This is a genomic window from Halobacillus litoralis, assembly GCF_009856445.1.
Lineage (GTDB): Bacteria > Bacillota > Bacilli > Bacillales > Halobacillaceae > Halobacillus > Halobacillus litoralis.
The window spans coordinates 95,150-111,228 of sequence record NZ_WMFA01000007.1; the positions used below are offsets into that span (position 1 = coordinate 95,150).

Annotated in this window: 17 protein-coding genes and 2 other annotated features; of the genes, 3 read left to right on the forward strand and 14 right to left on the reverse strand. The window is 42.8% G+C overall.

All coding sequences use genetic code 11. The features are described from left to right. Positions 1–285: a cell division protein ZapA gene (gene zapA, locus GLW00_RS15505; RefSeq protein WP_089650576.1), complete on the reverse strand. Its 285-nt coding sequence runs from the start codon at positions 283–285 to the stop codon at positions 1–3. Between the two features lie 147 nt (positions 286–432). Between zapA and rnhC the strand changes: the two genes are divergently transcribed. Next, positions 433–1,368: a ribonuclease HIII gene (gene rnhC, locus GLW00_RS15510; RefSeq protein WP_160915551.1), complete on the forward strand. Its 936-nt coding sequence runs from the start codon at positions 433–435 to the stop codon at positions 1,366–1,368. A 63-nt stretch (positions 1,369–1,431) separates the two neighbouring features. Here rnhC and pheT read toward each other — a convergent pair whose 3' ends face one another. From pheT to GLW00_RS15525, 3 genes are all read right to left on the reverse strand, one after another. After that, positions 1,432–3,858, reverse strand: coding sequence for a phenylalanine--tRNA ligase subunit beta (gene pheT, locus GLW00_RS15515; protein ID WP_160915553.1), 2,427 nt, complete (start codon positions 3,856–3,858; stop codon positions 1,432–1,434). A gap of 15 nt (positions 3,859–3,873) precedes the next feature. Next, positions 3,874–4,908, reverse strand: a complete 1,035-nt coding sequence (pheS, locus tag GLW00_RS15520) for a phenylalanine--tRNA ligase subunit alpha (RefSeq protein WP_160915555.1) — start codon at positions 4,906–4,908, stop codon at positions 3,874–3,876. A gap of 101 nt (positions 4,909–5,009) precedes the next feature. Beyond that, positions 5,010–5,226: a binding site (T-box leader), on the reverse strand. Between the two features lie 57 nt (positions 5,227–5,283). Beyond that, positions 5,284–6,018, reverse strand: coding sequence for a TrmH family RNA methyltransferase (locus GLW00_RS15525; RefSeq protein WP_160915557.1), 735 nt, complete (start codon positions 6,016–6,018; stop codon positions 5,284–5,286). Between the two features lie 115 nt (positions 6,019–6,133). Between GLW00_RS15525 and sspI the strand changes: the two genes are divergently transcribed. Then, complete coding sequence (gene sspI / locus GLW00_RS15530; RefSeq protein ID WP_035509556.1) at positions 6,134–6,349, forward strand: small acid-soluble spore protein SspI; 216 nt, start codon at positions 6,134–6,136, stop codon at positions 6,347–6,349. A 45-nt stretch (positions 6,350–6,394) separates the two neighbouring features. Here sspI and GLW00_RS15535 read toward each other — a convergent pair whose 3' ends face one another. Both GLW00_RS15535 and GLW00_RS15540 read right to left on the reverse strand, forming a co-directional pair. After that, positions 6,395–7,480 carry a M42 family metallopeptidase gene (locus tag GLW00_RS15535; protein ID WP_160915559.1) on the reverse strand — a complete coding sequence of 362 codons (1,086 nt, stop codon included), beginning with the start codon at positions 7,478–7,480 and terminating at the stop codon, positions 6,395–6,397. 84 nt (positions 7,481–7,564) lie between these two features. After that, complete coding sequence (locus GLW00_RS15540; protein ID WP_160915561.1) at positions 7,565–8,047, reverse strand: dUTP diphosphatase; 483 nt, start codon at positions 8,045–8,047, stop codon at positions 7,565–7,567. A gap of 262 nt (positions 8,048–8,309) precedes the next feature. Between GLW00_RS15540 and GLW00_RS15545 the strand changes: the two genes are divergently transcribed. Continuing rightward, complete coding sequence (locus GLW00_RS15545) at positions 8,310–8,735, forward strand: sigma-w pathway protein ysdB (RefSeq protein ID WP_160915563.1); 426 nt, start codon at positions 8,310–8,312, stop codon at positions 8,733–8,735. A gap of 9 nt (positions 8,736–8,744) precedes the next feature. On the opposite strand, the gene GLW00_RS15550 is transcribed toward GLW00_RS15545, so the two are convergent. From GLW00_RS15550 to dnaI, 8 genes are all read right to left on the reverse strand, one after another. Then, positions 8,745–9,317 carry a TVP38/TMEM64 family protein gene (locus GLW00_RS15550; RefSeq protein ID WP_160915565.1) on the reverse strand — a complete coding sequence of 191 codons (573 nt, stop codon included), beginning with the start codon at positions 9,315–9,317 and terminating at the stop codon, positions 8,745–8,747. A gap of 38 nt (positions 9,318–9,355) precedes the next feature. Next, on the reverse strand, positions 9,356–9,637 hold the full coding sequence (locus tag GLW00_RS15555; RefSeq protein WP_160915567.1) for a DUF1294 domain-containing protein: 282 nt from the start codon (positions 9,635–9,637) through the stop codon (positions 9,356–9,358). A gap of 140 nt (positions 9,638–9,777) precedes the next feature. Beyond that, on the reverse strand, positions 9,778–10,134 hold the full coding sequence (rplT, locus tag GLW00_RS15560) for a 50S ribosomal protein L20 (protein ID WP_089650567.1): 357 nt from the start codon (positions 10,132–10,134) through the stop codon (positions 9,778–9,780). A gap of 30 nt (positions 10,135–10,164) precedes the next feature. Beyond that, a complete protein-coding gene (rpmI, locus tag GLW00_RS15565; RefSeq protein WP_035509568.1) occupies positions 10,165–10,362 on the reverse strand; it encodes a 50S ribosomal protein L35 in 198 nt (65 codons plus the stop codon). Between the two features lie 32 nt (positions 10,363–10,394). Beyond that, complete coding sequence (gene infC / locus GLW00_RS15570) at positions 10,395–10,898, reverse strand: translation initiation factor IF-3 (protein ID WP_160915569.1); 504 nt, start codon at positions 10,896–10,898, stop codon at positions 10,395–10,397. Positions 10,899–10,980: 82 nt separating this feature from the next. Then, positions 10,981–11,104: a sequence feature (ribosomal protein L20 leader region), on the reverse strand. A gap of 760 nt (positions 11,105–11,864) precedes the next feature. Further along, positions 11,865–13,811 carry a threonine--tRNA ligase gene (gene thrS, locus GLW00_RS15575; protein WP_160915571.1) on the reverse strand — a complete coding sequence of 649 codons (1,947 nt, stop codon included), beginning with the start codon at positions 13,809–13,811 and terminating at the stop codon, positions 11,865–11,867. A gap of 328 nt (positions 13,812–14,139) precedes the next feature. After that, on the reverse strand, positions 14,140–14,958 hold the full coding sequence (ytxC, locus tag GLW00_RS15580) for a sporulation protein YtxC (protein ID WP_160915573.1): 819 nt from the start codon (positions 14,956–14,958) through the stop codon (positions 14,140–14,142). A gap of 178 nt (positions 14,959–15,136) precedes the next feature. Then, complete coding sequence (gene dnaI, locus GLW00_RS15585; protein WP_160915575.1) at positions 15,137–16,069, reverse strand: primosomal protein DnaI; 933 nt, start codon at positions 16,067–16,069, stop codon at positions 15,137–15,139. Positions 16,070–16,079: the final 10 nt, after the last annotated feature.

Sequence of the window (16,079 nt, forward strand, 5' to 3'; positions counted from 1 at the left end):
TTACCCTCTATCCTCTTTCTCTTTCTTTTCAATATAATTCATAAGTTCTGTACATTCTTCCTTTAATTTCATATATTCATTCATCGTATTCACAGCGGTCAAAACGGCGAGCTTTGCCGTATCCAGACTAGGATTCGCTTCATGGATCTCTCGCATTTTTTGATCCACCAGACTGGATACCATACGGATATGATGGGGCTCTTCATGACCAACTATAGTGTAAGATCGTTTGTTGATCTCCACTGTAATTCTTTTTTTCTCTTGGTCTGACTGCGACACATTCATACCCCCTAGTTTCTCTCAATCCTAAACTTTATATTAACACGAAGCTTGACAAATAGGAAACCAATATGGATGTTTTTCGCAAATGTTCTCTTTTGTCATCCATTTTGCTATACTAATCCTATCATTTTAGACAGAAAGGAATCCATTATGCCCCAAGTTGTATTGAAATTACCTGCGTCAACACTAGAGAACATGAAGAAATATTACACCTCAAGTCTGAAAAACAGTCCGCCGGCAGCGATATTCGCAGCTAAAACACCCAACTGCACCATTACAGCCTACAAATCAGGCAAAGTGCTCTTTCAAGGTCAGAAACCAGAGACAGAAGCTGAAAAATGGGGAACCGTTCCTTCTACAACCTCAGGAGATGGAAAGACACGTAAGAACAACCGTCATGCCTTTCATCCTGATGACCAGCTTTTCGTAAGCTCCCATATTGGATCCGATGAAGCAGGGACAGGGGACTATTTCGGCCCCATCACCGTCGCAGCTGCTTTTGTCACAAAAGAACAAATCTCTCAATTGAAGGCAATCGGTGTAAAAGATTCAAAAAATCTTTCGGATGCACAAATTACCAACCTGGCGAAAGACATAGTCGCTATGAAAATCCCATATAGTCTGCTCAGACTGCCGAATAAAAAATATAACCAGTGGCAGCGAAAAGGGTGGAGCCAGGGGAAAATGAAAACTATGCTCCACCATCAAGCCTTGAATCGTCTCCTTGAGAAGATTGCTCCTGAAAAACCAGATGGCATCTTAATCGACCAGTTTTCAGAACCACATGTTTACGAAAAACACCTGAGAAGTGAGAATCAGCAGCTTCAAGAACATGTTTACTTTATGACAAAAGCAGAAAGTTATTCGATCGCTGTCGCAACAGCTTCCATCATTGCAAGATCAGCTTTTGTAAAGGCGATGAATCAGATGGAATTCGATACAGGCCTTCCGATACCTAAAGGGGCTTCAGGAAAAGTTGATCGTGCTGCTGCAGCTATCATTGAAGCCTACGGCGAAGAAAAACTGGAGGAATTAGCCAAAGTACACTTTGCCACTACGGAAAAAGCGAAAAAATTCGTTAAATAATGCTGCTAATACAAAAAAGCTCAGAGTTAAGAAAAACTCTGAGCTTTTTGTTTATCATTTGATTTATCCACGAAGTTCAGCCTGATGCTGACTTTTCACCGCTTCCAGGATCGCGTTGTGCGTCTCTTCCACTTCTTGATCCTTCAAAGTACGAAGGGGGTCTAAATAAAGCAGACGGAAAGCGAGGGATTTCTTCCCATCATCCAAATGTTCCCCCTGATAAAGGTCGAATACTTGAACATCCTTCACTAGCGGACTTCCTGCCTCACCAATCGTCGCCTCAATCGATCCTGCAGTTACATGCTCATCTACGACAAGTGCAATGTCACGAGAAACGGAAGGGTGACGAGGGATGGTCTGGAATTTCTCTTCTTTCTTATAATCCTCAATGAGAACTTCCAAGTTTACATCAAAGACATAGGTTTCTTTCAGTCCAAGCTGCTTTTGAAGCTTCGGATGTACCTGCCCGACGAAACCGATGACTTTTCCATTGACCCACACCGTCGCCGTACGTCCTGGATGCATATGATCCAACTTCGTTTTTTCATAAGTGAAAGGAAGATCCAGCTGTTCGCTCAGCCCTTCCAATATACCTTTTGCAACGAAAAAGTCGACCGATTTTTTCTCCTGCTGCCATGGGTGTGAGAGCCACTCCCCTGTCAATGCACCTGATGCACGCAGCATCTCTTCCGGCTGTTTCGTTACTTTTTCTTCTTCACTGATAAACACAGTACCCACTTCATAGAAAGCAAGGTTTTCCTGTTTACGTGCCACATTATAGGATAGGGATTCCAACAACTCAGGTACCATGCTTAACCGAAGTGTGCCATGATCTTCACTCATTGGCATAGCTAAAGCGACAGGGCTTACGGATCTTTCCTTCACTTCAGGACTAACAAGCATTTGAGCTTTATCCTTATGAGTAAGAGAATAAGTGATGGTTTCATGAAGTCCTGCACCTTCAAAGTAGGCTTTCACTTTACGTTTCAACAGTTGCTCAAGTGTCAGGCCTCCTGCTTGTGATGCTCCTTGTGGAAGAGTATAAGGAAGATTATCGTACCCATAAATGCGCGCCACTTCTTCAAGCATATCCTCAAAGATGGTAATGTCCCCACGACGTGTCGGAACAGACACATGGAACTCATCCCCGTTTTGATCATAGTTGAATTGAAGACGACGGAAAATGTCGGCGATATCTTCATTGTTAATTTCAGTACCAAGTCGTTCGTTAATGGTGTTTGTGTTTACTGTAACTTGCTTTTCAGATCGATCGAGTTCGTCATGGGCCACAACTCCATCTAAAACCGTCCCTCCTGCATACTCTGCAAGAAGTTCGCAGGCTCTAAGGCCGGCCCGTTCTACGCGGTTTGGATCGACACCTTTTTCAAAACGTGTGCTTGACTCACTGCGAAGCCCATGATCTTTGGAAGCTTCACGTACAACAGATGGATGGAAAAATGCTGCTTCTAAAATGATCGTCGTCGTATCATCTTGCACTTCAGACTCAGCCCCACCCATAACACCAGCAATGGCATGAGCTTTTTCCCCATTCGTAATGACGAGATGATCGCTTTTCAGCGTACGCTCTTGGTCATCAAGGGTCGTCATTTTCTCTCCATCTTTTGCACGACGTGTAACAATGGTATTTGAACCAAAACGGTCAAAATCGAAAGCATGAAGCGGCTGTCCATATTCCATAAGTACATAGTTTGTAATATCCACGACATTATTAATTGGACGGATGCCTGCTGCAGTCAAACGGTTTCGCATCCATAGTGGAGATGGTCCGACTTGAATATCCTTAATTATGAAAGCTCCATAATAAGGGTTCGCTTCCGAATCTTCCACGACTACAGAAACGTGATCTTCTGTTTTCTCATCAGAAGTTTGGACATTTTCATCAGCCAATTCATACGCGCCATCAATCGCCGCTGCAACTTCATAAGCTACGCCAGCCATGCTTAGAGCATCCGAACGGTTTGGTGTCAATCCAAGCTCAATGATCAAATCATCAAGGTTCAACAAGGATATGGCATTTGCCCCGACTTCCACGTCTTCAGGAAATACAAAAATACCATCAGCGAATTCTTTCGGGACCTCTTTTTCATCAACACCAAGCTCTTGAAGAGAACAAATCATACCGTTCGATTCTTCTCCACGCAGTTTGGTTTTTTTTATTTTGAAGTTCCCAGGAAGGACCGCCCCAGGTGTAGCGACAGGAACTTTTTGACCTTCTGCAACGTTCGGTGCTCCACAGACGATCTGGAGCGTTTCTCCACCAACGTCCACCTGACAGAGGTTCAATTTATCGGCGTTCGGATGCTGTTCGCAAGATTGGACGTACCCAACGACAACGCCTGTGACCTCTTCTGCTACAGGTTCTACACTTTCCACTTCAATTCCGGTCTTCGTAATGATTTCTGCCAGCTCTTCTGGCGAATAACGACTGACATCAATATATTCTTGCAACCAATTCAATGATACAAGCATGGTTTCATTCCTCCTTTAAGCCTTGTGATACTGTTCTAAGAATCGAATATCATTGGTGTAGAAGTGACGGATATCATCTACTCCATACTTCAACATCGCGATTCGCTCTGGTCCCATACCGAATGCAAATCCGGAGTATTCTTTCGGGTCATATCCCGCCATCTCAAGGACGTTAGGATGAACCATTCCACCTCCAAGAATTTCGATCCAACCCGTTCCTTTACATACCGAACAGCCTTTTCCTCCACATACTTTACAGGATATATCCATTTCAACGGATGGTTCTGTAAAGGGGAAGAAGCTTGGACGCAAACGTATTTCACGGTCCGCTCCGAACATTTGCTTTGCGAATGCATTCAAGACGCCTTTCAAATCACTCATTCGCACGTTCTTATCAACTAATAATCCTTCAATTTGAGTGAACTGATGAGAGTGGGTCGCATCATCTGTGTCGCGTCGATATACCTTACCCGGACAAATCATCTTAACGGGTTCACTGCCATTTTTAGCTCCCATAGTCCTTGCTTGTACGGGGGAAGTATGGGTACGCATCAAAAGCTCTTCCGTAACGTAGAACGAATCCTGCATATCCCGCGCCGGGTGGCCTTTCGGTAAATTCAGTGCTTCAAAGTTGTAATAATCCGTTTCCACTTCAGGACCTTCTTTAATTTCAAAGCCCATCCCAATGAAGAGATCTTCGATTTCTTCTACGATACTCGTCAATAAATGAGGGCCTCCAATTTTTACAGGGCGGGCAGGAAGAGTGACATCAATGCTTTCTTCTTCCAGCTGCTTTTCTAAGGCTTCATCCTCAAGTGAGGTTTGCTTCTTCTCAATCGCTTGGGCAATATTTTCCCGCACATCATTAGCTAATTGTCCAATGACCGGACGCTCTTCCTTGGACAATTTGCCCATCCCTCTCAGAACTTCCGTAATCGGGCCCTTTTTTCCTAAGTACTCGACTCTTACATCCTTCAAGCCTTGAACAGAATTCGCCTGTTCGACTTTCGCAAGGGCTTCCTGTTGCAGCTCTTCTAAACGTTCCTTCATGCTTATTCCTCCTTTAAAATCGTTTCGACTCATTTTCCATTTACGTTTCAGAACTTTTCGGGTTGAAAAACGGCTGAAAAATAAAAAAAGCCTCATCCCTGAAAAGGGACGAGACTTGTATGGTCGTTTCGCGGTACCACCCTTGTTGACACATTGACATGTGCCCACTTTGATGAGAATAACGGATATTATCCGGGCCTAATGGCCAGCTCCAGAGTGAAATTTCGATACATGCCACGTTAGAAGCACTTCCAGTCCAAGGTGCTTCCTCCCTAAAACGATTCACATTCATCTACTTTGCTCTTTCTAAGCTTTTGATTGTTTAATTTTTATCAACTGAATATATTATAGTCAAAGAAGGCTGTGTATGCAACCTCATCCCTTTAAATGATACATTAGAACAGCACCTGCAATTCCTACATTCAAGGACTCTGCCTGTCCATAAATCGGGATATAGACCCGTTGATCCGCTTGATTCAAAAGGTTCTCCTGAATACCCTGTCCCTCATTCCCTACAATAAGAGCAGCTTTAGAAGGGGCCTGTAGTTCTTGAAAAGGGGCAGCATCTTTCAGAGCAGAAGCCCAAATCTGTACGCCTTCTTCTTTCAGTGATTCAACAAAGTCCTCAAGCTCTCCCGTGATGACAGGAATATGGAAGATCGACCCTTGGGTAGCCCGAATGACTTTATCATTATAAGCATCTACTGTACCTGAACCTAAAATAACCTGGTCAAATCCTGCTGCATCCGCGGTCCGGATCAGTGTACCTACATTCCCAGGGTCCTGAACGGAGTCCAGCATTAAGGTTAAGGCCGCTTGATTTACAGATGTCTCCTTCTGTTTGACAATTGCCGCAATACCTTGAGGAGATTCCGTTTCTGCTATTGTCCGAAACACGGAATGATTGACCATTACCGTAGGAATATCTTCAGGGATTGTAAAGTCCGTTCCTTCACGCACAATCATTTCAACGATCTCCCAATTGCTTTTAAGCACCTCTTCCACGAGATGAAACCCTTCTACGATAAAAGTGCCTGTTTGATTTCTATATTTACGTTTATGTAGTTTTTTCCATTCCTTCACCTTTGTATTTTGTAAGGAAGTCAACATAGTAGTCCCTCATTTGCGTGTTTATTTCTCATTCATCATACATAGCAGGACCATGGTTGGTCAAACTAAAGAAGAATATTCTCGAAGTTCTGTACAAAAGGAGGTTGAATGAACAATGAATTTGAATTTAAGAGCAGCCATTCTTTCTAACGTCAGCGGACATAATGCCGAACAATTGGAAGCGACCATCGATGATGCCTTGCAAAAAGGAGAAGAAAAAATGCTTCCTGGCCTTGGTGTCTTTTTTGAAATGTTATGGAAAGAATCTGATGAACAAGAAAGACAAGAAATCCTGGATACTTTAGAACAGGGATTGAAGCAAAATCAGTAATAAAAAAGCCAACCTGAATAAGGTTGGCTTTTTAAGTCATTGAACTTAATTAAATGTTATTTCCTGAACTTTATCTGCATCAAGACCTTTAATAACTTCAACAATCAAACGTACCGCATTTTCAAAGTCATCACGATGAAGCATCGCTGCATGAGAGTGGATGTAGCGTGTTGCAATCGTAATGGATAGCGCAGGAACTCCATCATGACTTAAGTGAATCGCCCCTGAATCCGTTCCGCCTCCTGCAAGAGAATCGAATTGGTACGGAATCGCATGGGCATCCGCGGTGTCTGTAACGAAATCACGAAGACCTTTATGTGAAATCATAGAAGCGTCATAGAGAATGATTTGTGGACCTTCACCCATTTTGCTTGAAGCATCTTTATCAGATACCCCAGGTGTATCGCCAGCGATTCCAACGTCAACACCAAAAGCGATATCCGGGTTGATCACATTGGCAGACGTACGAGCACCTCGAAGGCCTACTTCTTCCTGGACGGTTCCAACACCATAAACGATATTCGGGTGTTTTTCACCTTTCAACTGTTTCAATACTTCAATAGCAATCGCACATCCAATACGGTTGTCCCAGGCTTTTGCAAGAAGCATCTTCTCATTTTTCATTTGGGTGAATTCGAAATATGGAACGACAGAGTCTCCCGGTTTCACACCGAATTCCATCGCTTCTTCTTTACTTGAAGCACCGATATCAATAAACATATCCTTAATGTCTACTGCTTTTTTACGTTGCTCCGGAGGCAGGATATGAGGTGGTTTGGATCCAATCACACCTGTCAAATCTCCTTGACGAGTCATGATGGTCACACGCTGAGCAAGCATCACTTGGCTCCACCAGCCGCCGACAGTTTGGAAATAAATATATCCATTGTCATCAATACGGGTAACCATGAAGCCTACCTCATCCAGGTGACCAGCTACCATAACACTTGGTCCTTTTTTATTTCCTACCTTTTTCGCGATCAAGCTTCCCAGATTATCTGTAAAAACTTCATCTGCGTAGGGAGCGATATATTGCTTCATCACATCACGAGCTTCTCGCTCGTTACCAGGAACGCCTTTAGCGTCCGTCAGATCTTTCAACATTTGTAATGTTTCATCTTTTTTAGCCATATGTAACAATTCCTCCTTTTCCTATCCAATGGATATTATAAACCTTTTGAAGCGATTTCACAAAAAATTCAGTTTCCTGCTGCATCAATATCCTTCATTTTGACGCTCGAAGTTGATGGCATTTTTCCTTTCGTACGCTTCAATCAATTCTTTCTCCGTAATCCCGAGAGTCAGTCCCAGTACTAAATAATCATAAAAAGCTTTTACATAGGATTGTTCATCTTTTTCTTTTTTCATATGTTGTATCGACGAATAGACAGCAAGAAAAGCTGCTGTTTGTGAACCGGATTCCTTAAGGGAAGTGGATGTATAACGATAACCTAAATCCAAACCTAAAGAAAGAAGGAAGTGGACACCATCGACATATTCTTCCAGTATGACAGCTTTCTCACTAGGTCCTTTTGTACTCCAAAATTTAAAGCATCGCGTTTCATTAGCAAGCTCTCCTAACTCAACAAGCATAGCTAATATTTTTTCATCAACCATCTGTCCCTTTTCAATTTCGTGCTGTTCTTCTATATAATGATCTAATTTCCGCTGCATGTCATACAAGCTCTTCCAATCCATACTGAATATCTCCTTCATCTTTTGTTTAGTCAGCTCAACGTGATGATTTTATATAAGCTCTCTATACTTCATGACATTATTACGAGACGTCTTTTTCCCGAAATCGAGTCTATTTCCTGTCTAGCATATATTTTAATAGCCACATCAGTTTCCAACCAAGCTCTCTTTAAAAAATTTCTCATTTAATGTATCATTTTTTGAAACAAAAGGATACGTTCATACGTATGGAAGCAAAAGAACAGTTTACAGGGAGATGAAAGAAATGATCATCTTATTATTCCGGTTGCTTTTACTGATTGCCATAGCCTTCATTATTTATACCGCCTATAAATTCATTGTCAATCCCAGAAGAAAATTAGAACTTGCAAGAGACAAGAAAGAATTTTACTTTCATGATAACAAGGAAAATACAAAAGAAAACTTTTTGATGACTTTAAAAGGACATGTTTTTGAAGGGGAGAAATACTTAGGGACCACAGAGGATTCGTTTGAAGTTATTAACATTAGTGTGAGTGTGCACAATCCAGAAAAGTTACAAGGACTGGACAGAGAAGACCTTTACTTTATGGAAAAAGAAATATTGATTCGCTATCCTTATGCTTCCATCGAGTGGAAATACCCGATGAACCGCTTAATCATTCATCCCTTAAAGAATTACGATGAAAAGAAGCCCCACTCTTTCGAGTGAGGCTTTCCTTTATGAAGTCGTCTGGAAAAAATCCTTCCAAAGAAAAACTTCGTATTTTTTCCGTATCAAGAAGGACACACCAATTAAAGCTCCAGAAAAGAGAATCATCATGGGAATGGAAAACAAGGAAATCCATTGTCCGACAGACGTATAAACCACGGCCAAAGGTAAATTGGCAAATAATGATGACTTCGCATATTCTTTAAAATCTGCACTGATTTCCAATAAGCAATAGGAAAGTAAATGAAAATGAATAAAGGGTACAAGTCTTAAGACAGCGACCTGCTTCACCGTCAAATGAGAATTTCTCTTTAACCATTTTTCTTTTAACGACCCCAATTTTTTCAAGCCGGAAGGTACGAGCCGGATGGTGCGATAGAATAATAAACTCGAGAGCATTGTTCCCACCACCGAATATGCACTCCCAGCAATAGGACCAAATAAAACCCCACCCGTGATACAAACAAGCATAACGGGTAAAAACAAAAAAGGTCGTAACAAATGAATAGCAATGAATAAGAGCGGTGCCCAGGCTTCTTGATGTTCTAACCATGCAAAAATGGTACTTGTTGTTTCGCCCATCTCATCCCCCTCCCTGTCTACATAATATGACAGGAGAGTTAGAGATAGAACTGATACACCAGGTAGGCTGCTCCAGCGATATAAAAGAGGCTTAAGATTGGGAAACCAAATTTGAATGAGGTGTGTTTTGTCTTATGCCTGAATACACTCATTCCAAACCATCCCCCAAGGACTCCTCCTGCTAAAGCTATTCCCCATAATTTCTTTTCTTCAATACGCCAAGATCCTTTTTTAGAACGACGTTTATCCACGCCCATCATAATGAAAAGGACCAGATTGATGACAATTCCATATATACCCACAAGGATAACAACATCCATAAAATCTCTCCCTCCTCCAAACCATTCACAGAAAAAAATCCCAATGAATGTATAACTACTATGTAAATTCCTAAGTAAACGAGTATAAAAAAAAGCCATTTCCTACCGATCGGAAATGGCTCTTTATCTTTGTCATTTTATTACTTAAGAGCAGATTTAGCTTGCTCTGCTAGGCTTGCGAAACCTTGCTCATCGTTGACAGCAAGATCAGCTAGCATCTTACGGTTAACTTCAACACCTGCAAGCTTCAAACCGTGCATTAGACGGCTGTAAGAAATGTCGTTCAAACGCGCTGCAGCGTTGATACGAGCGATCCATAGCTTACGGAAGTCGCGTTTTTTCTGACGACGGTCACGGTAAGCATACTGACCTGATTTCATTACTTGTTGTTTTGCAGTTTTGAATAGTGCATGTTTTGAACCATAATAACCTTTTGCTAGTTTAAGGACACGGTTACGACGTTGGCGTGTCACTGTTCCACCTTTTACTCGTGGCATGGTAATCCCTCCTATTTATGTCGTTCTATATTAGTCTTTTGGAAGCATGTGCTTGATGCGGCGGTAGTCTCCAGCAGAAACTAGTGCATCTTTACGCAACTTACGCTTTTGTTTTGTAGATTTGTTCGCGAACAAGTGGCTTGTGAATGCGTGGGAACGTTTCACTTTACCTGTTCCAGTCTTTTTGAAGCGTTTTTGAGAACCTTTATGGGTTTTCATTTTTGGCATGTGAATTTCCTCCTTTTACTTGATACAGTGACTTACTTCTCGTTAAGAGGAGCAAGCATTAAGAACATACTACGACCTTCCATTTTAGGCTTGGTCTCTACTTGGGCAATATCTTTGCACTCATCCGCCATGCGTTCAAGTACTTTTTGTCCAAGTTCTTTGTGAGTGATTGCACGACCGCGGAAACGGACAGATGCTTTCACTTTGTCACCTTTCTCCAGGAACTTACGCGCATTACGTAACTTCGTGTTGAAGTCATGGTCTTCAATCCCAGGGCTGAGACGAACTTCCTTGACTTTGATGACCGTTTGTTTCTTACGAGCTTCTTTTTCTTTCTTCTGCTGCTCGAAACGATATTTACCGTAGTCCATCACTCGGCAAACCGGAGGCTTCGCATTTGGTGCCACCATAACGAGGTCAAGATTTGCATTCGCTGCAATATCAAGAGCTTCGTTACGTGATTTAACTCCAAGTTGCTCACCATTCACGTCGATCAGACGAACTTCACGGGCACGGATTTTTTCATTAACGTTCATGTTATCCTTGCTAATATCGAGCCACCTCCAACAAATTTTAGAAAACTTATATGAGATCTGTCATCGACAAGATTTCCTGATGCAAATAAAAAAAGTGTCGGTACACATACTGCACCCACACGACTCCTAGTAATCAAAGGAATAAGTGACCTGCCAACTGCGCTGTGCGTCGATCAGGTGAGAAGCGGGTGCTCCTACTTGTCTCTAGATCCGTTCATTCAGTTACCTAAATTATAATAGCATGCCTTATGATGCATGTCAACAACTAAACCCCGCCGACATGACTACTTAAACTAGGATAAGCCATGCACCCGCAAAAATCAAGGCTTTTTTAGCCAGTCACCACAATCCACCTTCTTCAACTAAAGCTCCCTTTAGTTGAAGACTCAGTTTTGAGATGTTTCCAGGGTTCGTTGCCTGGTTAAGTGTTAGGGATGGCTGGGAAGCAACTCGCTTTCCTGTGGGGGAGCGCCGAGCTTCCTCGGACTGCGTCCTGCGGGATCTCGCCTATCTCCTTCTCCCACAGGAGTCTCGCAGCTTCCCAACCACCCCTTTTGTGGAGAAGTGGAACGAACCCCTATACCGAGAGTGAGTGTCTCTTATTCCTCTATCCTAAGTAGGCATAAAACGCTCTATATCAAGCCTTAAGTTCTGGCAGCCCGCAGTAGAAAATTTTATATGATTCATTTCGTTTCATTATTCAAGTTGATCTTTTAGAAGTGGTTTCGAGAATCAACATAGGTAAAGGGCGGAGGGGAATGGCGAGACTCCTGCGGGAAAAAAGTGCAGGGTGAGACCCCACAGGACGCAGTCCGAGGAGGCTCACTGCGCACCCGCGGAAAGCGAGCTATTCCCCGCAGCCCCCATCCACTCAGCATAAGTCTCGAAACTGAGTCTTCAAGAAACCTGCCATTTAGCGAAATAAAAACCCGAAAGTCTTGTGAAAGATTTTCGGGTTTTCTTCTTTTACTTGCGTAGAAGCTTTTGATCGATTTCGTTGCGAATTTCCTGTTTGAATGTGTCCAGTGGTTTTGTTGCGGAATCTTGTTCTCCGTAACGACGGACGTTGACCGCATGATCTTCGATTTCTTTGTCACCAACCACAAGCTGGAACGGAATTTTTTGCATTTGAGCTTCACGGATCTTATAGCCGATCTTCTCATTACGCTCATCCACTTCGACACGAACACCAGCTTCACGTAACTCATCTTCAAGTTTCTTCGCATAATCCAGGTGCACGTCTGCGGAGACAGGGATGATTTTCGCCTGGACAGGAGCAAGCCAAGTCGGGAATACACCTTTATACTCTTCAATAAGGAAGGCAACAAAGCGTTCCATTGTAGACACGACTCCACGGTGGATAACAACTGGACGGTGATCTTCTCCATCTTCTCCAACGTATGTCAGATCGAAGCGCTCTGGTAAGTGGAAGTCAAGCTGAACCGTAGACAATGTTTCATCCTTGCCAAGAGCTGTCTTCACTTGAACATCGAGTTTTGGACCGTAAAAGGCCGCTTCCCCTTCTGCTTCTACATATTCAAGCTTCATATCTTCCATTGTTTCTTTCAACATTGCCTGTGCTTTATCCCACATCGCGTCATTGTCGACATACTTCTCTTTGTCTTCAGGGTCTCTGTAGGAAAGACGGAAGTAGTAATCATTGATACCAAAGTCACGATACACTTCCTGCACAAGACGAACCACTCGCTTGAATTCATCTTTCAATTGATCCGGGCGAGCGAAGATGTGGGCGTCATTCAATGTCATCGCGCGTACACGCTGCAATCCTGCTAGTGCGCCGGACATTTCGTAACGGTGCATCATACCGAGCTCGGCGATACGCACAGGAAGGTTACGGTAACTGTGCAATTGATTTTTGTAGATCATCATATGGTGCGGGCAATTCATTGGACGAAGGACAAGATCTTCGTTATCCATTTCCATTGTTGGGAACATATCATCCTGGTAGTGATCCCAGTGTCCACTTGTTTTATACAAATCTACACTTCCAAGAACAGGTGTGTACACGTGGTCATATCCAAGACGTTCCTCTGTATCTACAATATACCGTTCGATTGTACGACGGATGGTCGCTCCTTTTGGAAGCCACATCGGCAATCCTTGACCAACCTTTTGGTTGACTGTGAAAATGTCGAGTTCTTTTCCTAACTTACGATGATCTCTTTCTTTTGCTTCTTCAAGCATTTGCAGGTACTCATCGAGATGGGCTTTCTTTTCAAAAGCTGTACCATAAATACGCTGCAACATCTGATTATCGCTGTCTCCACGCCAGTAGGCACCAGAAATGCTCAAAAGCTTGAAAACTTTGATTTTACTTGTCTGCGGAACATGAACCCCACGGCAAAGATCAAAAAATTCTCCCTGCTGATAAATGGTCACTTGTTCTCCTTCAGGGATGGCTTCAATGAGCTCAAGTTTTAAATCGTCGCCGATCTCTTTGTACTTTTCAATCGCTTCTTCACGAGAAAGCTCGATGCGTTCGATCTCTAGATTCTCATCGACAATGCGCTGCATTTCTTTTTCAATCTTCGGAAGGTCCTCTGGAGTAAGGGATTCTTCCATGTCGATATCATAATAAAATCCGTTTTCAATGACAGGGCCAACACCAAGTTTCACGTTGCCATAAAGTCGTTTGACCGCCTGAGCCATCAAGTGAGCGGAAGAGTGACGCACCACTTCCAAACCTTCAGGATTTTTATATGTCAAGATTTCAACAGCTCCGTCTTGTTCAATCGGCCTTCTCAAATCATAAGGTTCGCCATCCAATTTGATGGCCAAGGCTTGTTTCTTTAAGCCAGGGGAAATCGATTGTGCGATTTCTTCACCTGTCGTACCTCTTTCAAACTCCTTAATGTTACCGTCTGGAAATTTGATTTGAATCGCATTCGACATGTTTAACACTCCTTTATCTAAAATAAATATAAAAAACGCCCGTCCCTCAGCATTTAAGCTAAGGGACGAGCGTTATCACTCGTGGTTCCACCCAAATTCCCGCAAAGTAAGACCATGCGGCTTCGTTCTCCTTAACGCGGATCAGACGCTGTCTATTACTAATCGTATGTTCACAGACAGAGCTCCAAGGTGGTAAACAATAAAGCCGTCAACAAGGAGCTTCCAGCCGATGGCCCCTCTCTCTGGTCTTGCGTCACTTTATGTTCGTGTCCTTTTCCAAGCCGTTGTTTAGATATGTACGTTATTATATCCATTTAGGAAAAGGAAATCAACCCATTTTGAAAGGAAATTGTGATTTGGGCCTCCAAGAAGCTTTTTCTTCAAAAATATTCATTAATAACTCTAAGTTTGAATGGCCCGTTTCATCTGAATAGATGATCAACTCATCAGGTGCATGAGCAAGCGCAGCTGTGACCGGCCATTCAATCGGAAGGTGAGCAATACATTCATCCGGGTATTGCTTCATGTACAATTTGGTTTCTGATTCACTGATGGGGTTCCCTTCATCATGGTAGTAGGTTAATCGACCATCATCAAGCAGATGAAGCAACTGCACGCCTGTGTCTTTATGATGGACACGGTGACGCCAGGAATCCACCATCAATTGATAGGACTCTTCCTGCTTATATTCATCAATGATCTTTCCTGTGTATTCAATAAGCGATTCATGAACGGACTGCAGGCAGGCAGCACTGAGTTCGTCAAACTCCACAAGACTTCTGGCGACCAGATAATCCTGGATGAAAGCGCGTAAATAGTGGTAGATCGGTGGAAGTTGAAGTCCTGCGGGTGGCTTATCTTCGAAGTCTTGTCCAATTTCAAGCATCCGCTGAATTTCTTGTTCATCCTCGTAATAGTACCGGTGTTTCAATACGCCTTCCATCCACCCAAGCAATTTCCTTTTGCGGATTAATTGCAAAAAGGCACGGATCGCCTCCACATAAGCTGTTCCACTCAATGAAGCATTCATCAACTTCACATCAAAACCATCGGTATGTTCCTTGAAAATCCAAAGTTTTTGTTCTGAAACAATCGCGTTATAGAATAGGATCGCTTCCGCACGATTAGAAAAGTGAATGCAAAACACCAAAATTCCCCCTCGTCCCGACTTCATTCAACTTCTATGTTCTATGGAAGACCCCAGGACAGCTCCCTGAGGATCCGCCATTAAAAGATGGCGCACATATGACATAAAGTTGGCTATTCCCTGTTATATTTATGTGAGAGGAGAGGGAATCATGCTATTGTCTTCCGTTTTGTAATCGTTATCCTCGTCTGTTCCGTCCATTGACGTGGACCCCTTCACTCAGTTGACGGATCCGCTCTGTAATTCTTTTTGCTTTTACTTGTTCTACATCTCCCCGGTTACTCGTCATCAACACTTTCTCTAACTCGTTCAAGTTGTAATTAGAGGTAAAGAAAACCGGAAGTCTTTCCATCATACGATAGTGAAGAATACTGCCGAGTACTTCATCTCTAAACCACGCGGATTGAGATTCCGCCCCAATATCATCAAGCATCAGTACAGGAATTTCTTTAAAAGCTTCAATCTTTTCATTCATGGAGTCATCCTTAATTGAAGCTTTAATCTCCCTCACAAATTCCGGCATGTAAATAACCATGGAAGGGATATTTTTTAAGCTCAGTTCGTTGGCGATAGCCCCAAGGAAATAAGTTTTCCCCACACCAAAAGGTCCATGAAAGTAAAGCCCTTTACTTGGCAGTTCGTCACCCAGACCTTCAATATATTGCACGGTTCGTTCTACAGCAGCTCCGCGATCAGGATCTTGAAGATCCATCCGTTCTAGAGATGCCTCAAGAATTTCCCGCGGCATGTGGAGACTTCTTACTAGGGACTTCTGCTCCTCCTGCTGTTCATGTTTCCGTTGACGGCGACATTTATCATAAATCAACTTTACATCAGAACCTTCTACTTCTACTCGTGGGACATAACCAGGAAGGATGTTGATACACTCTTCACGTGTCGGACATTTCTCACAGTTTTTTGATTGAGTGCGGTATTCATAGAGTTTAATCAACTGTTTCTCAATCGCTTCCTCTGTTAATTCCTCATGCTCCTGCATCAATTTCTTCACTTCCGTGGATTCCATAACTTCCGCCTTCATGTGGTTCATTCGCTTTTGAAACTGTTCATTGTTACGCATCCACTTTTTTAATGATTGTTGAATAGGTTCCATTGGTCTATCC